At 72.9% G+C, this 25,590-nt stretch carries 14 protein-coding genes, 1 tRNA gene and 1 rRNA gene; 4 read left to right on the forward strand and 12 right to left on the reverse strand.

Features of this window, described 5'->3' with window-relative positions:
- Positions 1-114: 114 nt before the first annotated feature.
- Positions 115-996, reverse strand: coding sequence for an AraC family transcriptional regulator (locus ACFYXU_RS28115; protein WP_389460523.1), 882 nt, complete (start codon positions 994-996; stop codon positions 115-117).
- A gap of 90 nt (positions 997-1,086) precedes the next feature.
- Between ACFYXU_RS28115 and ACFYXU_RS28120 the strand changes: the two genes are divergently transcribed.
- The 3 genes from ACFYXU_RS28120 to ACFYXU_RS28130 all read left to right on the forward strand — a co-directional run bounded on the left by ACFYXU_RS28120 (position 1,087) and on the right by ACFYXU_RS28130 (position 7,975).
- Positions 1,087-5,736 (forward strand): DEAD/DEAH box helicase, encoded by a 4,650-nt coding sequence (locus ACFYXU_RS28120; RefSeq protein WP_389460525.1) that lies wholly within the window; start codon positions 1,087-1,089, stop codon positions 5,734-5,736.
- Between the two features lie 626 nt (positions 5,737-6,362).
- A complete protein-coding gene (locus tag ACFYXU_RS28125; RefSeq protein WP_376512279.1) occupies positions 6,363-7,166 on the forward strand; it encodes a DNA-formamidopyrimidine glycosylase family protein in 804 nt (267 codons plus the stop codon).
- A gap of 32 nt (positions 7,167-7,198) precedes the next feature.
- Positions 7,199-7,975, forward strand: a complete 777-nt coding sequence (locus ACFYXU_RS28130; protein ID WP_376512277.1) for an SDR family NAD(P)-dependent oxidoreductase — start codon at positions 7,199-7,201, stop codon at positions 7,973-7,975.
- On the opposite strand, the gene ACFYXU_RS28135 is transcribed toward ACFYXU_RS28130, so the two are convergent.
- The 9 genes from ACFYXU_RS28135 to ACFYXU_RS28175 form a co-directional block, all read right to left on the reverse strand.
- Positions 7,923-8,246, reverse strand: coding sequence for a hypothetical protein (locus ACFYXU_RS28135; RefSeq protein WP_389460528.1), 324 nt, complete (start codon positions 8,244-8,246; stop codon positions 7,923-7,925). The genes ACFYXU_RS28130 and ACFYXU_RS28135 overlap by 53 nt on opposite strands.
- Positions 8,247-8,505: 259 nt before the next feature.
- Positions 8,506-8,889 carry a helix-turn-helix transcriptional regulator gene (locus ACFYXU_RS28140; protein ID WP_329857347.1) on the reverse strand — a complete coding sequence of 128 codons (384 nt, stop codon included), beginning with the start codon at positions 8,887-8,889 and terminating at the stop codon, positions 8,506-8,508.
- Between the two features lie 109 nt (positions 8,890-8,998).
- Positions 8,999-9,520, reverse strand: coding sequence for a CinA family protein (locus tag ACFYXU_RS28145; RefSeq protein WP_389408383.1), 522 nt, complete (start codon positions 9,518-9,520; stop codon positions 8,999-9,001).
- The gene (pgsA, locus tag ACFYXU_RS28150; protein ID WP_329857349.1) at positions 9,517-10,191 is read right to left on the reverse strand and encodes a CDP-diacylglycerol--glycerol-3-phosphate 3-phosphatidyltransferase; all 675 of its coding nucleotides are present in this window, start codon (positions 10,189-10,191) and stop codon (positions 9,517-9,519) included. Before pgsA ends, ACFYXU_RS28145 begins: the two co-directional genes overlap by 4 nt.
- Complete coding sequence (gene rimO, locus ACFYXU_RS28155; RefSeq protein ID WP_389460530.1) at positions 10,188-11,693, reverse strand: 30S ribosomal protein S12 methylthiotransferase RimO; 1,506 nt, start codon at positions 11,691-11,693, stop codon at positions 10,188-10,190. The genes pgsA and rimO overlap by 4 nt, the downstream gene beginning before the upstream one ends.
- Positions 11,694-11,829: 136 nt before the next feature.
- On the reverse strand, positions 11,830-12,654 hold the full coding sequence (locus ACFYXU_RS28160) for a helix-turn-helix domain-containing protein (RefSeq protein ID WP_361403453.1): 825 nt from the start codon (positions 12,652-12,654) through the stop codon (positions 11,830-11,832).
- Positions 12,655-12,876: 222 nt separating this feature from the next.
- Positions 12,877-15,684, reverse strand: coding sequence for a DNA translocase FtsK (locus tag ACFYXU_RS28165; protein ID WP_376512269.1), 2,808 nt, complete (start codon positions 15,682-15,684; stop codon positions 12,877-12,879).
- Positions 15,685-15,831: 147 nt separating this feature from the next.
- Positions 15,832-16,506, reverse strand: coding sequence for a response regulator (locus ACFYXU_RS28170; protein WP_329857354.1), 675 nt, complete (start codon positions 16,504-16,506; stop codon positions 15,832-15,834).
- 397 nt (positions 16,507-16,903) lie between these two features.
- Entirely contained in the window at positions 16,904-22,381 is a 5,478-nt protein-coding gene (locus tag ACFYXU_RS28175; protein ID WP_376639159.1) for a HAMP domain-containing protein, read from the reverse strand.
- A 269-nt stretch (positions 22,382-22,650) separates the two neighbouring features.
- Between ACFYXU_RS28175 and ACFYXU_RS28180 the strand changes: the two genes are divergently transcribed.
- Positions 22,651-25,296: a SpoIIE family protein phosphatase gene (locus tag ACFYXU_RS28180; protein ID WP_389408380.1), complete on the forward strand. Its 2,646-nt coding sequence runs from the start codon at positions 22,651-22,653 to the stop codon at positions 25,294-25,296.
- A 123-nt stretch (positions 25,297-25,419) separates the two neighbouring features.
- Here the strand turns inward: ACFYXU_RS28180 and ACFYXU_RS28185 are convergent.
- Together ACFYXU_RS28185 and rrf are read right to left on the reverse strand one after the other, a co-directional pair.
- Positions 25,420-25,492 (reverse strand) — tRNA-Thr (locus tag ACFYXU_RS28185).
- A 4-nt stretch (positions 25,493-25,496) separates the two neighbouring features.
- A 5S ribosomal RNA gene (gene rrf / locus ACFYXU_RS28190) occupies positions 25,497-25,590 on the reverse strand; the annotation flags it as partial.

The following is a 25,590-nucleotide window of genomic DNA, read 5'->3' on the forward strand; positions in this document are numbered from 1 at the left end:
CTTGCGCCACCTGGGGCCGAAGCTTCCGGTCCTGCGACCACCGGGAGCCCGTGCCTCCGGTCTCGCGCCACCCGGGGCCGGTGCCTACGGTCTCGCGCCACCCGGAGCCAGTGCCTACGGTTTCGCACCACCGGGACCCGGTGCCTCCCGGGCCGCGCCACGCGCGCGCTGGTAGGCGCCCGGCGGCACCCCGACGCTGCGGGTGAAGTGCCGGCTGAGGTGCGACTGGTCGGTGAAGCCGACGGCGGCGGCCGCCTCCGCCGGCGGCGTGCCGGTGTCGAGGAGCCTGCGGGCCCGCCGTACGCGCGCGTCGGTGAGCCAGGTGTGCGGAGGCATCCCGTACGCCTCGCGGAAGGCCCGGAGCAGCGCGAACGGGCTGGTGCCGAGGTCGGCGGCGAGCCGCTCCAGGGTCGGCGGCCCGGCCATCCCCGCTTCCAGCACCTCGCGCGCGCGTGCCGCGTTCCTGGCCCCGGCCGAGCGGGGCGGGAGCGGGGTGACGAGACCGCCGTGGCTGCGCAGCATCCGCGCGGTGACCAGGCGCAGCAGGCTGTCCGCGGCGAGCGCGTTGCCCTCCTCGGCGGCCCGGTGGACGCCGACGACGAGCCGGGCGGCGTACGGGTCGTCGACGACGGGCGAGGTGAAGCCGGCCTCGCCGCGCAGGGCGAACGTGTCGGCGGCGATCGACCGGACGATCTCCGCGTCCGGGTAGATCGTCCGGTAGGTCCAGCCCTCGGGCACGCCCGCGTGACCGGTGTGCGGGGTGTCCGGGTTGACCAGCGCGATCTGTCCGGGACCCGCCTGGACGAGTTCGTCGCGGTAGTGGAAGGCCTCGACGCCCTCGGTGATCGCGGCGAAGACGAAGCTCTCGTGGGTGTGCCGGGCGAAGGCCTTGCGGACGTAGTGGGCGTGCAGCAGGTCGACCCCGGGCAGCTCGGCGTACTGCCAGTACCGGGCCCGCTCCCCGCCCGCTCCGCCCCTCGTCGCGCCCGTCGCCATTCCCCCATTCTGCGCTCCGTCCGCGCCCCGCGACGATCGGGACCGCCCAGGTCCGGACGGTTGTCAGTGCCCGGGTGCACGATGGGGGGCATGGTCAGGTCCGCGCTCGCATCGTTCTCCCCGGCGACCCGTGGTTGGTTCACCGGGGCCTTCACCGCGCCCACAGCCGCGCAGGAAGGCGCCTGGCAGGCCATCGGCGCGGGCTCCGACGTGCTCGTCGTCGCGCCCACCGGCTCGGGCAAGACCCTGGCGGCCTTCCTCGCCTCCCTGGACCGGCTCGCGGCCTCGCCCCCGCCCGCCGAGGCGAAGAAGCGCTGCCGCGTGCTGTACGTGTCGCCGCTGAAGGCCCTCGCCGTGGACGTCGAGCGGAACCTCCGCTCGCCACTGACCGGCATCCGCCAGGAGTCGGTCCGGCTCGGTCTGCCCGAGCCTGACGTCCGGGTCGGGATCCGGTCCGGGGACACCCCGCCGGCCGAGCGGCGGGCGCTCGCGACGCGGCCGCCGGACATCCTGATCACCACGCCCGAGTCCCTGTTCCTGATGCTGACCTCCGCCACGCGCGAGGCCCTGTCGGGCGTGGAGACGGTCATCCTGGACGAGGTCCACGCGGTCGCGGGCACGAAGCGGGGCGCACACCTGGCCCTCTCCCTGGAGCGGCTCGACGAGTTGCTGCCCCGCCCGGCGCGCCGGATCGGCCTGTCGGCCACGGTCCGCCCGGTCGACGAGGTGGCCCGCTACCTGTCGCCGGGGCGGGCCGTGGAGATCGTGCAGCCCCCGTCGGGCAAGGAGTTCGACCTGTCCGTCGTCGTCCCCGTCGAGGACATGGGCGAGCTCGGCGGCTCGCCCGCCTCCGAGGGGAAGGACGGCGGGGACAAGCCCTCGATCTGGCCGCACGTCGAGGAGCGGATCGCCGACCTGGTGCAGTCTCACCGCTCGACGATCGTCTTCGCGAACTCCCGCCGGCTCGCCGAGCGCCTGTGCAACCGGCTCAACGAGATCGCGTACGAGCGGGCGACCGGCGAGCCGCTCCCGGAGGGCACTCCTCCGGCCCAGGTCATGGCCCAGTCGGGGGCGGCGCAGGGCGCCCCGGCGCTGCTCGCGCGCGCCCACCACGGTTCCGTCTCGAAGGAACAGCGCGCCCAGGTGGAGGAGGACCTGAAGGCCGGCCGGCTGCCCGCCGTGGTGGCCACGTCCAGTCTGGAGCTCGGCATCGACATGGGCGCGGTCGACCTGGTGGTGCAGGTCGAGTCGCCGCCGTCGGTGGCCTCCGGCCTCCAGCGCGTGGGGCGCGCGGGCCACCAGGTGGGCGCCGTCTCCACGGGCGTGGTCTTCCCCAAGTACCGGGGCGACCTGGTGCAGGCGGCCGTGGTCACCGAGCGGATGCGCTCCGGCGCGATCGAGTCGATGCGGATCCCCGCCAATCCGCTGGACGTCCTCGCGCAGCAGCTGGTCGCGATGGTCGCGCTCGACACCTGGCAGGTGGACGACCTGCTGGCCGTGGTGCGCCGCTCGGCCCCCTTCTCGTCGCTGCCGGAGTCGGCGTTCACCGGCGTCCTGGACATGCTGGCCGGACGCTACCCCTCGGACGCCTTCGCCGAGCTGCGCCCGCGCGTGGTCTGGGACCGGGTCGCCGGGACGGTCACGGGACGGCCGGGCGCCCAGCGGCTCGCCGTGACCTCGGGCGGCACGATCCCCGACCGGGGTCTGTTCGGCGTCTTCCTGGCGGGCTCCGACCCCAAGAAGGGCGGGGGCCGGGTCGGCGAGCTCGACGAGGAGATGGTGTACGAGTCGCGGGTCGGTGACGTCTTCACGCTCGGCACCACCTCCTGGCGGATCGAGGACATCACCCGGGACCGGGTGCTCGTCTCCCCCGCGCCCGGCGTGCCGGGGCGGCTGCCGTTCTGGAAGGGCGACCAGCTGGGCCGTCCGCTGGAACTGGGTCGTGCGGTGGGCGCGTTCCTCCGCGAGGTCGGCGCCCTCGGGGACGAGGACGCCCGCCTGCGGCTGCTCACCGCGGGCCTGGACGCCTGGGCCGCGGAGAACGTCCTCGCGTACCTCAAGGAGCAGCGCGAGGCCTGCGGCCACGTCCCGGACGACCGGACGATCCTGGTCGAGCGCTTCCGCGACGAGCTCGGGGACTGGCGCGTCGTCATCCACTCCCCGTTCGGGGCGCAGGTGCACGCCCCGTGGGCACTGGCGCTCGGCGCGCGGCTGGCCGAGCGGTACGGCATGGACGCGCAGGTGATGCACGCGGACGACGGCATCGTGCTGCGCCTGCCGGACGCCGACCTGATGGGCCTGGACATGGGCCTGGACCTGCTCGACCACGAGCCGGTCGACCCGAGCCGGCACCTGGACACGGCGTACGACGCGGACAAGGCTCCCGTGGGTGCGGCGGACGCCCTCTTCGACCGGGGCGAGATCGGGCAGATCGTCACCGACCAGGTGGGCGGCTCGGCGCTGTTCGCCTCCCGCTTCCGCGAGTGCGCCGCCCGCGCGCTGCTGCTGCCGAAGCGGAACCCGGGCAAGCGCACCCCGCTGTGGCAGCAGCGGCAGCGGGCGGCCCAGCTCCTCCAGGTGGCGAGCGAGTTCGGCTCGTTCCCGATCGTGCTGGAGGCCGTCCGCGAGTGCCTCCAGGACGTCTTCGACCTCCCCGGCCTGACGGAGCTCATGGGGGACATCGAAGCCCGCCGGGTCCGGCTGGTCGAGGTCACCACCCCGGAGCCCTCGCCCTTCGCCCGCTCGCTGCTCTTCGGCTACGTGGCGCAGTTCCTGTACGAGGGCGACTCCCCGCTCGCGGAGCGGCGGGCCGCCGCCCTCTCGCTGGACTCCCGGCTGCTCGCCGAGCTCCTCGGCCAGGCCGAGCTGCGCGAGCTGCTCGACCCGGAGGTGCTGACGGAGCTGGAGCGGGAGCTCCAGTGGCTGACGGAGGACCGCCGGATCAAGGACGTGGAGGGCGTCGCCGACCTGCTGCGGGTGCTGGGGCCGCTGACGGACGCGGAGCTGGCCGAGCGGGGCGCCGAGCCCGGCTGGGCGCCCGAGCTCTCGGCGGCCCGCCGCGCGATCCGGGTGCGGATCGGCGGCCGGGACCACTGGGCCGCCATCGAGGACGCGGGGCGTCTCCGGGACGCCCTGGGGACGGCCCTGCCCGTCGGCGTCCCCGAGGCCTTCACCGAACCGGTCAAGGACCCGCTGGGCGACCTCCTCGCGCGGTACGCGCGCACGCACGGCCCGTTCACCTCCTCGCAGGCCGCCGCCCGCTTCGGCCTCGGCGCGGCCGTCACGGACGGCGGGCTCCAGCGCCTCGCGGCCTCGGGCAGGGCCGTCCAGGGCGAGTTCCACCCCTCGGGCATCGGCCAGGAATGGTGCGACGCGACCGTCCTGCGCCGTCTGCGGCGCCGCTCCCTGGCGGCCCTGCGCCACGAGCTGGAGCCGGTGCCTCCGGCGGCCCTCGCCACCTTCCTGCCGCAGTGGCAGCACGTGGGGAGCGGCGGTCTGCGCGGGATCGACGGGCTCGCGCGCGCCGTCGAGCAGCTCCAGGGGGCGCCGGTCCCCGCATCGGCCCTGGAGAAGCTGATCCTTCCGTCCCGGGTGCGGGACTACTCCCCCGCGCTCCTGGACGAGCTGACGACGACCGGCGAGGTCGTCTGGGCGGGCGCGGGCTCGCTGCCGGGCAAGGACGGCTGGGTCTCCCTCTACCTGGCGGAGGCGGCCCCGCTGCTCCTGCCGCCGGCGCACCCCCTGGAGCTGTCCGCCCTGCACGAGTCGGTCCTGACGGCCCTCTCCGGCGGGTACGGCCTGTTCTTCCGGCAGATCGCCGACCAGATCCGGGCCACCACGCACCCGGACGCCACCGATCCGCAGCTGGCCGACGCCCTGTGGGACCTGGCCTGGTCGGGCCGGCTCACCAACGACACCCTGGCCCCGCTGCGCGCGCTCCTCGGTTCGGGCCGCACGGCGGGCTCCACGGCGCACCGCGCGCGGCGCACGGTCCCGCGCGGCCGGTACGGCACGCTGACGGCGGCCTCCCGGCCGGTCTCGCGCACGGGTCCGCCGACGGTCTCCGGCCGCTGGTCCCTGCTGCCTCCCCCCGAGCCGGAGCCGACGCACCGGGCGCACGCCCTCGCCCGCACCCTCCTCGACCGGCACGGCGTGGTCACCCGGGGCGCGGTGGCCGCCGAGGGCGTGGAGGGCGGTTTCTCCGCCACGTACCGGATCCTGGCCGCCTTCGAGGACAGCGGCCAGGCGCGGCGCGGCTATGTCGTGGAGGGGCTCGGCGCGGCGCAGTTCGCGATGGACGGGGCGGTGGACCGGCTGCGGGCCGCCGCGACGGCCCGCGACCGGGGCGTCGACGCGGCGGCGGGCCCCCGCGCGCTCGTCCTCGCCGCGGCGGATCCCGCGAACGCGTACGGTGCGGCCCTGCCCTGGCCCGAGCCCCCGACGGGCGCGGGTCACAAGCCGGGCCGGAAGGCGGGCTCGATGGTGGTCCTGGTCGACGGCGAGCTCACGCTCTACATGGAGCGGGGCGGCAAGACGCTCCTGTCCTGGCCGTCGGACCCGGACGACCCGGCGCTGCGGGCGGCGGCGGAGGCGCTGGCGGCGTCGGCGAGGGCGGGGACGCTGGGGACGGTGACGGTGGAGCGGGTCAACGGTGCGGCGTCCCTGACGTCGCCCCTGGCCCGCGCCCTGGAAACGGCCGGCTTCCTGGCCACCCCCCGAGGCCTCCGCCTCCGCGCGTGACCCGGGCCGGTGCCTGGGCGGGCCGGTGCCTACGCCCGTATGACCGGTGCCCGTGCCCGTCGTGGGCCGGCGCCCGCTGGCCCCGTACGTGCCTGTGCCCGCGTGGGCCCTCCCCGCGCGGGGCCGTCGCCCACGGCTGCCTGTGAGGCCCGCGCCCGCGCCTGGATGGCCCGTCGCCCACGCCCCGTGCGGGCGGGGCCTGCTGCCCATAGGAGCCCGCCGCCCACGCCCCGTGTGGGCAATCGTCCCGCTGGGGCGGGACGGGTGGGCACACGGGACGGCGCCCTCTCGCGGCGCCTCCGCGTTCTGCGCCTGGGCCCGCACCACCTGTGACGGCACCCGGGTGGTGCGGGTCCGGGCGCAGGAGCCTCTGGCACCGGCAGGGCGCTGGTCCGTTGTGCCCACCCGTTCCGCCCCTTGCGGAACGCCTGCCCACAACGGGCCCGGCGGGGGCGCCGCCCGCAACGGCGGGGCGCGAGCCCACAACGGGCCGGGCGCCGGCCCACACGGGCGCGGGCGGCGCGCCCGCACGCCGGGCGCAGGCGGCAAGCCCCGCACCCCAGGCGCCACGCCCCGCACCGCCCGCACCGCCCCCACCCCCGCCCCCCGAGCCGCACAATGGAGCCGTGCCCGAAGGAGACACCATCTGGCAGGCCGCGCGGCGTCTGCACGCCGCGCTCGCCGGCCGCGTCCTCACCCGCGCGGACCTCCGCGTCCCCCGCTTCGCGACCGCCGACCTCACCGGCCGCACCGTCCTCGACGTCACCCCGCGCGGCAAGCACCTGCTCGCCCGGATCGAGGGCGGGCTCACCCTCCACTCGCACCTGCGGATGGACGGCGCCTGGCGGGTGTACGCCACCGGGGAGCGCCCGCGCGGCGGCCCCGAGCACCAGATCCGCGCGATCCTCGGGAACGCCGAGTCCACCGCGTACGGCTACCGCCTCCCCGTCCTGGAGCTGATCCGCACGGCCGAGGAGGCGGGGGCCGTGGGCCACCTGGGCCCGGACCTGCTGGGCCCGGACTGGGATCCCGACGAGGCCGTGCGACGGCTCGTCGCCGACCCCGACCGCCCCCTCGGCACCGCCCTCCTCGACCAGCGGAACCTGGCCGGCATCGGCAACGTGTACAAGTCCGAGCTGGCGTTCCTGGCCGCCGTGACCCCCTGGCTCCCGGTCGGCGAGCTCGCCCCGGACGTCCCGGCCCGTCTGGTCGCCACGGCCCACCGGCTGCTCGACGCGAACAAGGAGCGCCCGGACCGCCGCACCACGACCACGCGGCGCCCGGGGACCCCGCTCCACGTCTACGGCCGCGAGGGCCGCCCCTGCCTGCGCTGCGGCACCGCGATCCGCAAGGCGGAGCTCGGCGACCGGGTCACGTACTGGTGCCCGGGCTGCCAGCGGGGCCCGGACGGAACCCTCCACGACAATTGACGACCCGTCAGATCTGGTCGTACGGTCCGGACATGACGACGACGAGGACCCTCCCGGCGTACGACCTGACCGGCCGCACCGCGTTCGTCACCGGAGCCGCGAGCGGCATCGGCCGCGCCTCCGCGGCCCTCCTCGCCCGGGCCGGTGCCACCGTCCACTGCGCCGACCGCGACGAGGCGGGGCTCGCGGAGACCGCCGCCCTCATCGCCCGCGAGGGCGGCACCGCCCGCACCCACGTCCTGGACGTCACCGACCGGCCCGCCCTCGCGGCGGCCGTCCGCGCCGCCGGCCCGCTCCACGTGATGGCCGCCATCGCGGGCATCATGCACACGAGCACGGTCCTGGAGACCCGGGACGAGGACCTCGACCGCGTCCTCGCCGTGAACTTCAAGGGGGTGCTGCACGCCTGCCAGGAGGCGGCCCGTTCGATGATCGACTCCGGCGTCCCCGGGTCCATCGTGACGATGGCCTCGGGCGCGATGGACACCGCGAGCCCGGGCCTGCTCTGCTACAGCGTCACCAAGGCGGCCGTCGTCCAGCTGACGAAGACCCTGGCCACGGAGGCGGGCCCGCACGGCATCCGCGTCAACGCGATCGCCCCGGGCTGGATCCGCACCCCGATGACGGACCGCCACGAGCCGGCGGCCCAGGAGCAGGCCGAGGCGGCGATGGTGCGCCACTCGCCGTTGCGGCGGGTCGGCGAGGCCGAGGACATCGCCCACGCGGTGCTGCACCTGGCCTCCGACGCGTCCGCCTTCACGACCGGCCAGATCCTCCGCCCCAACGGCGGCGTCGCGATGCCCTGGTGACCCGCCGGACGGCCCCGCCCGGAAGCCCCGGCGCCGCGAGCGCCCCGGACCGTACGGAGCCGGGGGCCGGGCGTCTGCGCGCCGTCGAGGCCGCCACGTGCACGGGGAGCAGGCTCAGCCCCCAGCCGCCCGCGGCCACCGCACCCTCGACCGTCCCGGTCTCCGCGGGCACGAGCAGCAGCCGCAGGACCGCCCACCACCAGAGCCCTCCGGCCGCGAGGCCGCACGCGAGCAACGCGAGCGTCACCAGCGGAACCCGTCGCCGTATCATGGCCGCCTCCTGCGGTCGACGCTAGACCGGCAGGATCACCCTGCGGGAGGGCGCACCGGGGGCAGGACCGGCGCACACGGCCCAGTCTTACGTCCCTCCCACCATGGCACGGCACCCCGGAACCCGGCATCTCCAGCGGAACGGCCCGCCTCCCCACCGGCACGCGCAAAGACCGGCAAGGAAGCCCCCCACACACGAACAAAGCCCCGGCCGGCCCCCATGAAGAGGCACCGGCCGGGGCTTCGTCCCGTGTTTCGGTTCAGGCAGCGACGACGTCCACCGCTTCGGCGGGGGCCTTGATGGTCACCCGCCCGGTGGGCACACCGGCCACCGACGTCACCGACACCGAATTGAGCCTCGGGCGTACCGGCGTCGGCACCGGTTCGCTCGCCGCTGCCGACTCGGCCAGTTCGGCCAGCGACAGCTCGTCGCTCACTTCGCGCATGAGCTCGGACATCCGTACGTCCAGCGCGTCGCAGATCGCGGAGAGCAGCTCGGAGGAAGCCTCCTTCTGCCCCCGCTCCACCTCGGAGAGATAGCCGAGCGAGACTCGGGCCGACGAGGAGACTTCGCGCAGAGTACGGCCCTGGCGCTGGCGCTGCCGACGCAGCACGTCACCCAGCAGGCGACGGAGCAGAATCATCGGTGGCTCCCTCCTCGGACCGCGTAGCCGCATCCTTCACGCACCACCGTACCGCCTCGCGCGGCGGCCGTGCGGGGAGCGATGTCGTGTTCACTCAGGGCTGCAAACATCAATTCCCCCCGTTGTGTTCCGTATCCTGTGCCCGCGCATTTCCCGAGAGTTCCTCACGGAGCAGTTCCAGCACGCTCCGTACGCTCTCTCTACGGATTTCCGCACGGTCGCCGTTCAACCTCAACGACACCACTTTCCCGGCGCGGGCGCTCGTCGCGGCCGGCCCGGCGAGGGCCACGTAGACCGTTCCGACGGGCTGGCCGTCCTGCGGGGCGGGCCCCGCGACGCCGGTCGTCGAGATCCCCCAGTCGGCGCCCAGCCGGTCCCGCACACCGGCCGCCATCTGCAGCGCGACCTCGGGATCGACCGCTCCGCGCTCCGTGAGCAGGGCTCCGTCGACGCCGAGGAGATCGCGCTTGAGGGCCGTGGCGTAGGCCGTGACCGACCCCAGGAAGGACACCGAGGCTCCGGGCACTCCGGTGAGCTCGGCGGCCACCAGTCCGCCCGTGAGCGACTCGGCGGCGGCGAGCGTCTGGTCACGCTCCGCGAGCAGCGCCAGCACCCGGGCGGCCTCGGTCATCGCGTCGCCGTCTCCGGCCGGGCGGTTTCGCGCTCCGCCGCCATCCCCTGGCGCCGCAGGACGACGGCCTGCCGGACGTAGTCCAGACCGGTCACGACCGTCAGGACGACCGCGACCGCCATCACCCACCAGCGGAAGGTGGCCAGGGCGCCGGTGAGCATGAGGACGTACATGCCCACGGCGGTGCCCTGGGCGAGCGTCTTCATCTTGCCGCCGCGGCTGGCGGGGATGATTCCGTGCCGGATGACCCAGAACCGCATCAGGGTGATGCCCAGCTCGCGGGCGAGGATGACCCCGGTCACCCACCAGGGCAGGTCGCCGAGCGAGGACAGCGAGACGAGTCCGGCCGCCATGATCGCCTTGTCGGCGATGGGGTCGGCGATCTTCCCGAAGTCGGTGACCAGGTTGTAGGTGCGGGCGAGGTGCCCGTCGAAGACGTCCGTGATCATGGCCACCGCGAACGCCGCCCACGCCCAGGCGCGCCACACGGGGTCGTGTCCGCCGTCCTGGAGCAGGAGCACCACGAAGCCCGGCACGAGGACGAGCCGGATCATCGTGAGGATGTTCGCGATGTTCCACAGGCTGGCCTGGTTGACGGCCGCCGCGCCCAGCTTGCCGCGGGGCGCCGGCCTTCCGGTCCCGCCCGTCGCGGATGCCGGGACTCCGGTCATCTGCCCGCCTCCTCGAAAAGACACTCGGCCACGAGGTCGACGCCTTCCGTGCCGACGACCTTCGCACTGACCATACGGCCCGGGGCCAGGCTGGAGCCCGCGCCACCGTCCGTGGTGAGCAGCAGCACCTGTCCGTCGGTCTCGGGGGCCTGGTGGGCCGCGCGGCCGATCCAGCCGCCCTTCTCGTCCTCGTCGTCCGACTCGGACTCGACGAGTACCTCCAGGGTCTCTCCGATCCGCTCCTCCGCGCGCTGCGCGGTGAGCTCCTCGGCGAGCCGGGAGAGGTGGGCGAGGCGCTCGTCGACGACGTCCTGGTCGAGCTTGTTCTCGTACGAGGCGGCTTCGGTGCCGTCCTCGTCGGAGTAGCCGAAGACGCCGATGGCGTCGAGGCGCGCGTGGGTGATGAAGCGTTCCAGCTCGGCGAAGTCCGCCTCGGTCTCGCCGGGGAAGCCGACGATGAAGTTGGACCGGGCGCCGGCGGTGGGGGCCTTGGAGCGGATGGTCTCCAGGAGCTCCAGGAAGCGGTCGGTGTCGCCGAAGCGGCGCATGGCCCGCAGCACGTCCGGGGCGCTGTGCTGGAAGGACAGGTCGAAGTAGGGCACGACCTTGTCGGTCGACGTGAGGACGTCGATCAGGCCGGGGCGCATCTCGGCGGGCTGGAGGTAGCTGACGCGGACGCGCTCGATGCCGTCGACGGAGGCCAGCTCGGGCAGCAGGCTCTCCAGGAGCCGGATGTCGCCGAGGTCCTTGCCGTACGAGGTGTTGTTCTCGGAGACCAGCATGACCTCCTTCACGCCCTGCTCGGCGAGCCAGCGCGTCTCGTTCAGCACGTCCGAGGGACGGCGGGAGACGAAGGAGCCGCGGAAGGAGGGGATGGCGCAGAAGGAGCAGCGGCGGTCGCAGCCGGAGGCGAGCTTCACGGAGGCGACGGGGCTGGCGTCCAGGCGGCGGCGGAGCGGCGCGCGCGGGCCGGAGGCGGGCGCGAGGCCGTCGGGCAGGTCGCTCGGCACGTTCGCGGGGGCTTCCACGGCGCCGTGTCCCGGCAGGGCCACGGCCGCGGCGGCCTCTTGGCGCTCCACGGGCGACAGCGGCAGCAGCTTGCGCCGGTCACGCGGGGTGTGGGCCTCGACACTGCCGCCGTTGAGGATGGTCTGGAGGCGGTTGGAGATGTCGGCGTAGTCGTCGAAGCCCAGGACGCCGTCGGCCTCCGGGAGGGCCTCGGCGAGCTCCTTGCCGTACCGCTCGGCCATGCAGCCGACGGCGACGACGGCCTGGGTCTTGCCGTGGTCCTTCAGATCATTGGCTTCGAGGAGGGCGTCGACGGAGTCCTTCTTGGCGGCTTCGACGAATCCGCAGGTGTTGACGACGGCGACGTCCGCTTCCTCGGCGTTCTCGACGAGCTCCCAGCCGTCCGCTGCCAAGCGGCCTGCGAGCTCCTCCGAGTCCACCTCGTTACGGGCGCAGCCAAGAGTGACAAGGGCGACGGTACGGCGTTCGGGCATGGACTCAAGACTACTTCGTCCCGGCCGTTCCCCCGTCGCGCAGGGTTCACCTGCGCGACAGAGGTCACATCGCGGGCCTCGGGGCCCGTGTCACCGCGGGTCTCGCCGGGCCTCGGGGCCCGTCCCGCCGCGGGGCTCAGCCGGCCTCGGGGTCGCCCTTGGTGTAGCTGAGCCGCTCGACCTGGCCGGATTCGAACTTGTCGTCGAGCTTCTTGCCGTTCACGTAGAGCTCGATGGCGCCGGCGTTGCCGAGGACCAGGTCGACGCGCTCGTCGTCCTGGAAGGTCTTGGACTCGCCCTTGAGGAGGAGCCCGTCGAAGAGGAGCTTGCCGTCGTGCGCCTTGGCGGAGATCCAGCTCTTGTCGTCGATCGCGGAGAGCTTGATCGTGACCTTGTCCTGCGGGACCGCGGCGATCGCGCTCTCGGTGGGCTTGGGCGCGGGCTTGGAGGGCTTCGGCTTGGCGGCCGAGGTCGCCTTGTCCGGGGCGGGGGCCGGTCCGCCGTCGGCGACGGCGGACCCCTTGGGGGCCTCGTTCCCGTTGAACATCGTGAAGCCGACGAAGCCGACGACGGCGACGATGGCCGCGACCATCGCGGCGGTCCAGTTGGGCCTGCGCGGCTCGGGGCGGATGCGTTCCGCCTCGAAGAGCGGGGCGGCGGGGGTGGGCGCGGGACGGCCACCGTGCTCGGCGTCGTACTGCTCGATCAGCGGAGCCGGATCGAGGCCGACGGCGCGCGCGAGGGTACGGATGTGGCCGCGGGCGTAGACGTCGCCGCCGCAGCGCGAGAAGTCGTCCTCCTCGATCGCGTGCACGATCGGAATCCGGACACGGGTGGAGGCACTGACCTCTTCGACGGTGAGACCGGAGGCGATCCGGGCCTGCTGGAGGGCACGACCGATCGGGTCCCGGTCGTCTGCCGGGAAGGTCCGGTCGTCTTCGGGGGAGTTGCCGATGGACACGAGAGCGCCTTTCGAGCGTGTAGCCACCTGCTGGACGTTCAGTCTATGGGTGGTACGAAAGGGTGGGGCAACCGGGCGGGTGCTGTTTGTACGCCATGAGGCTGGGACATCCTTCTGTCCCTCCCTCCAACTTGACGTACGGCCAGGGGAAACGGTTGCCCACCCTTCCCTTACGAGTGAGTCTCGGCCAGGTCTCGAACCGGGTACCCGGCCCGCCCGCCGCTACGCTCCCGACTCGCCCCGGATCACCGCGAGGACCCCGTCCAGCTCGTCCGGCTTCACGAGGACGTCGCGCGCCTTGGAGCCCTCGCTCGGCCCGACGATGTTCCGCGACTCCATGAGGTCCATCAGGCGGCCCGCCTTCGCGAAGCCGACGCGCAGCTTCCGCTGGAGCATCGAGGTGGAGCCGAACTGGGTCGAGACGACCAGCTCGGCCGCCTGGCACAGCAGGTCGAGGTCGTCGCCGATGTCCTCGTCGATCTCCTTCTTCTGCTTGGTCCCGACGGTGACGTCGTCCCGGAAGACCGGCGTCATCTGGTCCTTGCAGTGCCGCACGATCGCCGCGACCTCGTCCTCGGTGACGAAGGCGCCCTGCATGCGGACCGGCTTGTTGGCGCCCATCGGCAGGAACAGGCCGTCGCCCTTGCCGATCAGCTTCTCGGCGCCGGGCTGGTCGAGGATGACGCGGCTGTCGGCGAGCGACGAGGTGGCGAAGGCGAGGCGCGAGGGCACGTTCGCCTTGATCAGGCCGGTGACGACGTCCACGGACGGCCGCTGGGTGGCGAGCACCAGGTGGATGCCGGCGGCGCGGGCCAGCTGGGTGATCCGGACGATCGAGTCCTCGACGTCGCGGGGCGCGACCATCATCAGGTCGGCGAGCTCGTCGACGATCACGAGGAGGTACGGGTACGGGTTGAGCTCGCGCTCGCTGCCCTCGGGCAGTTTGATCTTGCCGTCCCGGATCGCCTGGTTGAAGTCGTCGATGTGCCGGTAGCCGAAGGCGGCGAGGTCGTCGTAGCGCAGGTCCATCTCGCGCACGACCCACTGGAGCGCCTCGGCGGCCTTCTTGGGGTTGGTGATGATCGGGGTGATCAGGTGCGGGATGCCCTCGTAGGCGGTGAGCTCGACCCGCTTGGGGTCGACGAGCACCATCCGGACGTCCTCGGGGGTCGCTCTTATCATGACCGACGTGATGAGGCAGTTGATGCACGAGGACTTTCCGGAGCCGGTGGCACCGGCGACCAGGACGTGCGGCATCTTCGCCAGGTTGGCCATCACGTAGCCGCCCTCGACGTCCTTGCCGAGCGCGACGAGCATCGGGTGCTCGTCGCCGGCCGCGTCCGCGAGCCGCAGCACGTCCCCGAGGTTGACCATCTCGCGGTCGCTGTTCGGGATCTCGATGCCGACCGCGGACTTGCCGGGGATCGGCGAGATGATCCGCACGTCGGGCGAGGCCACGGCGTAGGCGATGTTCTTCGTCAGGGCCGTGATCTTCTCGACCTTCACGGCCGGTCCGAGCTCGACCTCGTACCGCGTGACCGTCGGACCGCGCGTGAAGCCGGTGACGGCCGCGTCGACCTTGAACTCGGTGAAGACGTTGGAGAGCGCGTCGACGACCGCGTCGTTGGCGGCGCTGCGCGTCTTGCCGGGCCCGCCGCGCTCCAGGAGGTCGAGCGAGGGCAGGGAGTACGTGATGTCGCCGGCGAGCTGGAGCTGCTCGGCGCGGGGCGGCAGGTCGGCCGGCTCGGGCGCCGGCTTCGTCAGGTCCGGTACGCCGCCACCGGCGCGGTCTCCCCCGCGGGCAGGCGGCACGGGGGCGGCCTTCTCGGCCGGGGCGGGCGCGCCGGACGCGGCCACGGCCGCGTTCCGCTCGGCGGTGACGTCCTTGGTGAGGTCGGCGACGATCGGCGAGGGCGGCATGCCGTTCAGCACGGCCCCGTCGAGCGCCGCGGCCGCCGCGGCGGCGACGTCCACCGGGTCGAGACCGGGGTCGGCGCCCTGGCGCGCGGAGGCCCCGCGGGCCGGGCGGCCGCGCCGCTCCAGCATCTCCGCCTCGGCCCGGTCCACGTCGTACGGCTCCGCCGGGCCGGTCGCGCGCCGCCGGGCGGGCCGCGCGGGCCGGGGCCGCGGGTCCCAGTCCTCGTCGTAGGCCTCGGGGTCGGGGCGGCCCGCCCGGCCCTCCTCCTCGGCCGGGTCGTACGGAAGCTCGACGATGCCCAGCCTCGCGCCGAGCAGACGCAGCCGCTGCGGGATCGCGTTGACCGGGGTGGCGGTGACCACGAGCAGCCCGAAGACGGTCAGCAGCACCAGCATCGGGACGGCGAGGACCTCACCCATCATGAAGACGAGGGGCTGGGAGGCGGCCCAGCCGATGAGCCCGCCGGCGTCCTGCATGGCGGCGCTGCCGTCGCCGCGCCCCGGTGAGCCGCAGGCGATGTGCACCTGGCCGAGGACGCCGATGACGAGGGCGGAGAGGCCGATGCTGATCCGGCCGTTGGCCTCGGGCCGCTCCGGATACAGGATCAGCCGGATGCCGATCGCGCCCAGGAGCAGCGGCACGAGCAGGTCGAGCCGGCCGAAGGACCCGGTCACCAGCATCTCGACGAGGTCGCCGACCGGGCCGCTCAGGTGGGACCAGGTGCCGGCGGCGACGATCAGCGCGAGCCCGAGGAGGAGCAGCGCGAGGCCGTCCTTGCGGTGGGCGGGATCGAGCCCCTTGGCGCCGCGCCCTATGCCCCGGAACATCGCGCCGATCGCGTGCGCGAGACCGAGCCAGGCGCCGCGCGCGAGCCGGTAGACGCCCCCCGTCGGGGACGGGGCGGGGCGGGGCGGGGCCTTCTTCGCGGCGGTCTTCCGCGCGGGGGCCCGCTTGGCGGGCGCGGGCTTCCTGGCCGGCGCCTTCTTCGCGGGCGGCTTGGCGGGCGACTTCGCGGGCGCCGCTTTCTTCGCGGCGCCCGTCGTCCGGCCGGCGCGCGGCTTTGCGGTGTTCGCCGTGCCCTGGGAACCCTTGCCGGACGTACGTGAAGCCATGATGCCGAGGTTACCGGTGTGGAGACCGCCTGTCCGCCTCACCCGTTCGTGTCGGCCGTGCCGGGGCACGATGCTGACGCCGCATCACGGCGCCCCCGGACGGACGGGGGGTGATCCCCGCCGTCCGGAACGGGCGGTGACGGTACGTCAGCTCTGGGCGGGCAGCGACGGCGCGGCGCCCGTCCCCGGCTCCAGCGCGTCGAGCGCCCGCCGCAGCCCGGTGAGCTTGCGCTCCAGGTGCGCGGCGGTGGCGACGGCGGCCGCGTCGGCGGAGTCGTCGTCGAGCTGCTTCGACAGGGCCTCGGCCTGCTCCTCGACGGCCGCGAGCCGCGCGGAGAGCTCGGCGAGCAGTCCCGCGGACTCCTTGCCGTGGCCGGCCTCGCCGCCGCCCTCCAACTGGAGCCGCAGCAGGGCGGCCTGCTCGCGCAGCTTGCAGTTCTTCATGTAGAGCTCGACGAAGACGGAGACCTTGGCGCGCAGCACCCACGGGTCGAAGGGCTTCGAGATGTAGTCGACCGCCCCGGCCGCGTACCCCCGGAAGGTGTGGTGGGGGCCGTGATTGATGGCGGTGAGGAAGATGATCGGGATGTCCCGGGTCCGCTCCCGCCGCTTGATGTGCGCGGCGGTCTCGAAACCGTCCATGCCCGGCATCTGCACGTCGAGCAGGATGACCGCGAAGTCGTCCGTCAACAGCGCCTTGAGCGCTTCCTCCCCGGACGATGCCCGCACCAGCGTCTGATCGAGCGCGGAGAGAATGGCCTCCAGCGCCAGCAGATTCTCCGGCCGGTCATCGACCAGGAGGATCTTGGCCTTCTGCACCATGCCCCGTCCTCCTCGTCCCGGCGACGGCTCTCTCCGGTCCCCCGGACCGGGGGAAGCACCGGGCGCCGCCCCAGAAGACGACTCCCTAGCGCCGTCCGTGCTTGTGCCGGTCATCGTAGCCGCACCCCGCCCGTCGCCACACCCTGTCACCGCGATGTCACTGTGCACGTACCGACAAACGCGGTGGGAGACCAGAAGGTTCCCCGTATCCAGGCCTCTCACACGCTCCTGGCGACAGTCCGCCGACGGGCGGCAGCGGAGCCCGGGGATCCACGGACGCCCGCCGACGGGCCCGGCGGACGCCCGCCGTGCCCGGGGGACGCCTGCCGACGGTCCCGCGGGCGCCCGCCGGGCCCGGGGGTCCGCGCCTGGCCCGGCGCGGACCCCCGGCGCGGAGTCACTGCCCCCGCATCCACTGCTCCATCACGGACAGCAGGTGATCAGGGTCGACCGGCTTCGTCACGTAGTCCGAGGCACCGGACTCGATCGCCTTCTCCCGGTCCCCCTTCATCGCCTTCGCCGTCAGCGCGATGATCGGCAGCCCGGCGAACTGCGGCATCCGCCGGATCGCGGTCGTCGTCGCGTACCCGTCCATCTCCGGCATCATGATGTCCATCAGCACGACCGTCACGTCGTCGTGCTGTTCCAGGACCTCGATGCCCTCCCGCCCGTTCTCGGCGTACAGCACCGCGAGCCCGTGCTGCTCCAGGACGCTGGTGAGCGCGAAGACGTTGCGGATGTCGTCGTCGACGATCAGCACCTTCTCCCCGGAGAAGGCGAACGTGCGGCGCGGCTCCGCCTCCGGCTCCTCCCGGTCCGCCGTCTGCGCACCGGACTCCCCGGAGACCGCGCCCCGCGCCCCGGTCGCCTCAGCCGCGGCCTTCCGCCGGTGCCGGAAGAGCGCCCCGGCCCCGGACCGCGCCTCCGTCCGCACGGGCGCCGGCGGGAAGTGCGGGAAGGCGAGACCGGCACCGGCGGTGCCCTCCTCGGCCCCCTGCTGCGGGTCCTCGGCCTCCTGTGCGCCCTGCCCGTAGCCGCCCGAAGGCAGCTCCGTCGGGCTCAGCGGCAGATAGAGCGTGAAGGTCGACCCCCGGCCGGGCTCGCTCGCCGCGAAGATCTCGCCGCCCAGCAGCCGCGCGATCTCCCGGCTGATCGAGAGCCCCAGACCCGTGCCGCCGTACTTCCGGCTCGTCGTCCCGTCGGCCTGCTTGAAGGCCTCGAAGATGACCCGCATCTTGCTCGCCGCGATCCCGATCCCGGTGTCGGTGACCGAGAAGGCGATGAGGTCGGCGTCCGCGTCGCGCAGCGAACCGGCCTCCAGGAGCTGCTCGCGGATCGACTGCGGTACGTCCGCGCCGGCCGGCCGGATCACCAGCTCCACCGCGCCCGTGTCGGTGAACTTCACCGCGTTGGACAGCAGGTTGCGCAGCACCTGGAGCAGCCGCTGCTCGTCGGTGTGCAGGGTGGCCGGCAGCTCGGGAGAGACCCGCACCGAGAAGTCGAGGCCCTTCTCCGCCGTGAGCGGCCGGAACGTCGCCTCCACGTAGTCGACGAGCTGGACGAGGGCGATACGGGTCGGCGAGACGTCCATCTTGCCCGCCTCGACCTTCGACAGGTCGAGGATGTCGTTGATCAGTTGGAGCAGGTCCGACCCGGCACCGTGGATGGTCTCGGCGAACTCGACCTGCTTCGGCGTCAGGTTCGTCTCCGCGTTGTCCGCGAGCAACTTGGCCAGGATCAGCAGCGAGTTGAGCGGCGTGCGCAGCTCGTGCGACATGTTCGCCAGGAACTCGGACTTGTACCGCATGGAGACGGCGAGCTGTTCGGCCCGCTCCTCCAGGACCTGCCGGGCCTCCTCGATCTCGGTGTTCTTCACCTCGATGTCGCGGTTCTGCCGGGCGAGGAGCTCGGCCTTCTCCTCCAGCTCCAGGTTGGAGCCCTGGAGCTCCTTCTGCCGGTGCTCCAGCTCGGCCGACCGCTCCTTGAGCTGCTCGGTGAGCTCCTGCGACTGCTGGAGCAGCACCTCGGTCTTGGTGTTGACGCTGATGGTGTTGACCGTGGTCGCGATCAGCTCGGCGAGCTGGTTGAGGAAGTCGCGCTGGATCTGCGTGAAGGGCTGGAAGGACGCCAGCTCGATCACACCGAGGACCTTCCCCTCGAAGAGCACCGGCAGCACGATCACGTGCGCGGGCGCGGCCTCGCCCAGCCCGGACGAGATCTTCAGATAGCCCGGCGGCACGTTGACCTGGATGGTCCGCTTCTCCTCCGCGGCCGTCCCGATGAGGGTCTCGCCCGGGCGGAACGAGGTCGGCATCGACCCGGCGGAGTATCCGTAACTCCCCCGCATCCGCAGCTCGTACGCGCCGTCGCCCTCGCCGACGAGTTCGGCGTCGCTGTGCGCGGAGCCCGTCGGCATGGCCACGAAGAAGGCGCCGTGCTGCGCCGAGACCACCGGGGTCAGCTCGCTCATGATGAGCGAGGCCACGTCGTCCAGGTCCCGCCGGCCCTGCATGAGTCCGGAGATGCGGGCCAGGTTGCCCTTGAGCCAGTCCTGCTCCTCGTTGGCGAGGGTCGTGTCGCGCAGGTTGGCGATCATGGTGTTGATGTTCTCCTGGAGGGCCTGGATCTCGCCCGCCGCGTCGACACCGTCGATCTTCAGGTTGAGGTCGCCGCGGGTGACCGCCGTGGCGACGGCCGCGATCGCCCGCACCTGACGGGTCAGGTTCCCGGCCATCTCGTTCACGGACTCCGTCAGGTCGCGCCAGGTCCCGTCCACGTCACGGACCCGGGCCTGACCGCCCAGCTGCCCGTCCGTGCCCACCTCGCGGGCGACCCGGGTGACCTCCTCGGCGAAGTTCGACAGCTGGTCGACCATCGTGTTGATGGTGCTCTTCAGCTCCTGGATCTCACCGCGCGCGTCGATGTCGATCTTCTTGGTGAGGTCGCCCTTGGCGATGGCCGTGGTGACGGCGGCGATCTGGCGCACCTGACCGGTGAGGTTGTCGGCCATGCCGTTCACCGAGTCCGTGAGGTCCCGCCAGGTGCCGGACACCCCCGGCACCCGCGCCTGGCCGCCCAGGATGCCGTCCGTGCCGACCTCACGGGCGACCCGGGTCACCTCGTCGGCGAACGACGACAGCGTCGTCACCATCGTGTTGACGGTGTCGGCGAGCTCGGCGACCTCGCCGCGCGCCTCGACGGTGACCTTCTTCGTCAGGTCGCCGTTGGCGACGGCCGCGGAGACCCGCGAGATGTTGCGCACCTGGCTGGTCAGGTTGTTGGCCATCAGGTTCACGTTGTCGCTGAGGTCCTTCCACGTGCCGGTGACCCCGCGCACGCGTGCCTGACCGCCGAGGATGCCCTCCGTGCCCACCTCACGGGCCACGCGCGTGACCTCGTCGGCGAAGTTCGACAGCTGGTCGACCATGGTGTTGACGGTCGTGACCAGTTCGAGGATCTCGCCCTTGGCGTCGACCGTGATCTTCTTCGACAGGTCGCCCGTGGCGACCGCCGTGGTGACCTCGGCGATGTTCCGCACCTGGATGGTGAGGTTGTTCGCCATGAAGTTCACCGACTGGGTCAGGTCCTTCCAGGTGCCGGAGACCCCCTGCACCTCGGCCTGGCCGCCCAGCATGCCCTCGGTGCCCACCTCGCGGGCCACCCGGGTCACCTGCTCCGCGAAGTTCGAGAGCTGGTCCACCATCGTGTTGAGGGTGTTCTTCAGCTCCAGGATCTCGCCGCGCGCGTCCACGTCGATCTTCTGCGACAGGTCGCCCCGCGCCACCGCCGTGGCGACCTGGGCGATGTTGCGGACCTGGGTGGTCAGGTTGCCGGCCATGCCGTTCACCGAATCGGTCAGATCACGCCACACACCGGCCACACCCGGCACCTGCGCCTGACCGCCGAGCCGGCCGTCCGTACCCACCTCGCGGGCCACCCGGGTCACCTGGTCCGCGAACGCGGACAGCTGGTCGACCATCGTGTTGATGGTGTTCTTCAGCTCCAGGATCTCGCCGCGCGCGTCCACGTCGATCTTCTGCGACAGGTCACCCCGCGCCACCGCGGTCGTCACCTGCGCGATCTGCCGCACCTGCGACGTCAGGTTCCCGGCCATGAAGTTCACGGAGTCCGTGAGCTCCCGCCAGCGCCCCGACACCCCGTCGACCCGCGCCTGACCGCCGAGGCGGCCCTCGGTGCCCACGTCCCGGGCCATCCTGGTCACCTGGTCCGCGAACGACGACAGCTGCGACACCATCGTGTTGACGGTGTTCTTCAGCTCCAGCATCTCGCCGGCCACGTCGACGGTGACCTTCTGCGACAGATCGCCGTTGGCCACCGCAGTCGTCACCTGCGCGATGTCCCGCACCTGACCGGTCAGGTTCCGGAAGGCCGTGTTCACCGAGTCGGTGAGGTCCTTCCACGTCCCCGCCGCGCCGGGCACCTCGGCCTGACCGCCGAGCAGACCCTCGACGCCGACCTCCCGGGCCACCCGGGTCACCTCGGAACCGAACGCGGAGAGCTGGTCCACCATCGTGTTGACGGTGTTCTTCAGCTCCAGCATCTCGCCGGCCACGTCCACCGTGACCTTCTGCGACAGATCGCCGTTGGCCACCGCAGTCGTCACCTGCGCGATGTCCCGCACCTGCGTGGTGATGTTCCGGAAGACCGTGTTGACGGAGTCCGTGAGGTCCTTCCACGTCCCCGCCGCCCCCGGCACCTGCGCCTGCCCGCCGAGCAGACCCTGCGCGCCGACCTCGCCCGACACCCGGGTCACCTCGTCGGCGAACGTCCGCAGCGTCTCGGTCATCTGGTTGATCGTGTCGGCGAGCTGGGCGATCTCTCCGCGCGCGGAGACCCGTACCTTCTGCGACAGGTCACCGTTGGCGACCGCCGTCGTCACCTCGGCGATGCCCCGCACCTGATTGGTGAGATTGCCCGCCATCGTGTTGACGGAGTCCGTGAGGTCCTTCCACACACCGGCGACCCCGGCCACCTCGGCCTGACCGCCGAGCTCACCCTCCGTGCCCACCTCGCGCGCGACACGGGTCACCTCGGAGGAGAACGACGACAGCTGGTCCACCATCCGGTTGACGGTGTTCTTCAGCTCCAGCATCTCGCCGGCGACGTTCGCCGTGACCTTCTGCGACAGATCGCCGTCGGCGACCGCCGTCGTCACCAGCGCGATGTCCCGCACCTGGGCGGTCAGCCGGTTCGCCATGGTGTTGACGGAGTCCGTGAGGTCCTTCCAGGAACCGGACACCCCGCGCACCTGCGCCTGCCCGCCCAGCTTGCCGTCCGTACCCACCTCGACGGCGACCCTCGTCACCTCGGAGGCGAACACCGACAGCTGGTCGACCAGGTTGTTGGCCGTACGCGCGACCTTCAGGAACTCCCCGCGCAACGGCCGCACGGTGCCGTCCGCACCCTCCGAACGAAGGTCCATCCGCTGGTCCAGATCACCCTCGGCCACCGCCGACAGGACCCGCCCCACCTCGGACACCGGCCGCGCCAGATCGTCGACGAGCGCGTTCGCGGCCTCGATCGCCGCCGCCCACGCCCCCTCGCCGGGACCCGTCTCCAGCCGCTCGGACAGCTTGCCCTCACGGCCGACCACCCGCCGCACCCGGGACAGCTCCCCCGTCACGTGCATCTGCCGGTCGGCGACCTCGTTGAACACGGCGGAGATCTCCGCCATGACCCCGTCGCCGGAAACCGTGAGCCGCTTACGAAGGTTCCCGTCGCGCATCGAGACCAGCGCGGCCAGCAACCGCTCCAGCGCCGCCGCGTCCACCTGGACCGTCCCCCCACGGGAACGTCCGCCCCTCGCGCGCGTGCCAGTGCCTCCGCCGCGCCGCGCCGCCGTGCCAGACTCCACCGTGTCCCTCCCGAAAGGGGTCGACCGTTCCGCTCCGACTCTCGTCGTCAGCCTGCCCAGTGTTTCACCGTGACCGAACCAGGCGATAACAGTTCGGCAGCTTCCCACGGCGTCCCTACCCCCGAGGGACGGAATCAACGGTGACCGGCATCCGCTCGGACAGCGAAGGTAAGTAACCTGGCATCCGGCTGTCCAACCGCCCCGGTCCGCCCGGCGGGGGCGGCGTGGCGTGCGCACGACCACCGGGCAGCGGGAGGGACAGACCGAGCATGGCAGAGCCGGGCGTCGAGACGCGTACGAGGAGTGCTGTGATCACCGCGCGGGCGACTGCCAGCTTCGAGCCCGTCGGGCGGTCCGTCGCGGCCGCCCGCGCCTTCGTCAGAGACACCCTCCAGGGCTGGGGACACCCCGAGCTCGTCGACGACGCCGTCGTCCTCACCAGCGAGCTCGTCACCAACGCCGTCATCCACGCCGGCACCGCCGCCGAGGTCCTCTGCCTCCGCTCCGACGACAGCGTCCGCATCGAGGTCTCCGACCGTTACCCCGAGCGCGAGATCCCCGTCCAGGGCGGCCGCTCGCTCGGCAGCCCGGACCGCGAGAACGGCCGCGGCCTGCTGCTCTGCGCGGCCCTCGCCCACCGCTGGGGCGTCGACTACTCCCCCACGCGCAAGCACGTCTGGTTCCACCTGAACCTCCCCCAGCGCCCCGTCGGCACGCGCTCCGCCGGCCCGGTCGTCCCCGACGCCCTCCTCCCGGTCGCCGAGACCCGCGTCCGCGTCGCCGTCGCCCAGATCGACCGGAGCGGCGCGATCACCTCCTGGAACGAGGACGCGGAGGAACTTTTCGGATACGGCACCGAGCAGGTCACCGGCAAACCCCTCGGCGACCTCGCCGCCTGGCCCCACACCCCCGGCATCGGCACCGGCCTCGCCGAGGCCCTCCGCCTCTCCCGCTGGGAGGGCAGCTACGGCATCCGCTGCGCCGACGGCCGCGTGATCCCCGTGTACGCCTCCCACCTGCGCGTCCGCGACGCCCAGGGCGAGCCCTCCACGGTCTGCCTCCTGGTGCGGGAGCACGAGCGCGCCGTCCTCCAGACCCCCCAGCGCCCCGTCGCCGAGCCGGGCGCCGAGAGCCGCGCCGCCGACCCCTTCGAGGTCTTCATCGGCTCCCCCGCCCCCGACGACCTCGACGGCCTCCTCCAGCGCACGGTCGAGCGCGCTCGCGACATGCTCGACGGCGACGCCGCCTTCCTCCTCCTCGCCACCGACGACGAGACGGAGCTCGAGGTACGGGCCACCACCGGGCTCCCGGCCGCCCGCCAGCGCTTCGCCCGCGTGCCCGTGGAGACCGGCGCCAGCCGCTACGGCTCCGCCCGCATGCCCGCCGTCCACGAGGACCTGGCCGCCGTCCCCGGCGCCGTCCCCCTCCTCGAAGGCACCGGGATGCGCTCGGTCGTCACCGTCCCGCTCAAGGTCGAGGGCCGTCTCACCGGCTCCCTCGGAGTGGCCGCCGAGTCCGCGAACCGCTACTCGAACGAGGAGGCCCTGCGCCTCCAGTTCGCCGCCGACCGCATCGCCCTGGCCGTCGAATCGGCCCGCCTCGGCGAACTCGAACGGCTCCGCCGCGGCTCTCTCAGCTTCCTCGTCGAGGCCTCCGACCTCCTGGCCGGCACCCTCGACCGCGATCAGACCCTGGCCCTCATGGCCCAGATGACGGTCCCCACCCTGGCCACCTGGTGCGCGGTCTACACGATCGCCGACCAGGCCTCCGACCCGTACCTCTCCTTCGTGCTCCACGAGGACGAGGACCGCATCGACGGCCTGAAGGAACTGCTCTCCTCCATCGCCCCGCCCGACCCGGTGGCGACCCTCGGCGCCCGCGTGTGGACCGCACCGGGCGACGCCGCGCACCGCGCCGCGCTGACCGCTTCGGTCCGCGCCCTCGACCACCCGACGAGCCCGCTCTCCTCCGGCATCGACACCACGCTGGCGACGGCGACCGCGGTCGCCGGGGAGACGGTCGTCCTGCCGCTGGTCGCCCGCAACCGGGTCATCGGCATGCTGACCCTCGGCAGGCCCTCGGAGGACCACTTCCGCCAGGAGATCCTGGAGCTCGCCGAGGACCTGTCCCGCCGGGCCGCCCTGGCCCTGGACAACGCCCGCCTCTACTCGGAGCGCGTGGCGATCAGCCAGTCCCTCCAGCGCAGCCTCCTCCCGCCCGGCCTCCCCACGATCCCGGGCGTCGAGGTCGACGTCATCTACCGCGCGGCGGGCGAGGGCAACGAGGTGGGAGGCGACTTCTACGACGTCTTCCCCATCAGGGACGACGTGTACGGATTCGCGATCGGCGACGTGTGCGGCACGGGCCCCGAGGCGGCGGCCGTCACGGGCCTGGCCCGCCACGCGCTGCGCCTGCTGGCCCGCGAGGGCTTCGGCGGCCCGGCCGTCCTGGAGCGGCTGAACGCGGCGATCCTCGACGAGGGCGCCCGGAGCCGCTTCCTCACCCTGCTGTACGGCGAGATGCGCCCGCAGCCGGACGGCTCGGCGATCCTCAAGGTCGTCTGCGCCGGCCACCCCCTCCCGCTGCGCCTCCGCCCGGACGGCACGGTGGAGCCGGCGGCCGAACCGCAGCCGCTCCTCGGTGTCATGGAGGATCTGGAGCTGTACGAGCAGACGGTCACGCTCGACCCGGGCGACGTCCTGCTCTGCGTCACGGACGGCGTGACGGAGCGCCGCGAGGGCACGCGCATGCTGGGCGACGACGGTCTGGCCGAGGTCCTCAAGACGTGTACGGGCCTGACGGCCGGCGCGGTCGCCTCCCGCGTGCTCAGGGCGGTCGAGCGCTTCGCCCAGGCTCCCGCCTCCGACGACATGGCCATCCTGGCGATGCGCCTCAGGGAGCCGGAACTCGGCTGAAGTCACATCGGCGCCTCCCTCCTCGCGAGGGAGGCGCCGGCTTTTGGGTCTCACCCGCTCCAGCACACACCGGTAAAACGAAAAAGGCCCCCGCCAAGAGGCGGGGGCCTTTTTCTTTTTCGGAGCCCTTTAACGGAATCGAACCGTTGACCTTCTCCTTACCATGGAGACGCTCTACCGACTGAGCTAAAAGGGCAGGTGTTCGGCGGTGTCCTACTCTCCCACAGGGTCCCCCCTGCAGTACCATCGGCGCTGAAAGGCTTAGCTTCCGGGTTCGGAATGTAACCGGGCGTT

The organism is Streptomyces sp. NPDC002232 (assembly GCF_042890295.1).
Lineage (GTDB): Bacteria > Actinomycetota > Actinomycetes > Streptomycetales > Streptomycetaceae > Streptomyces.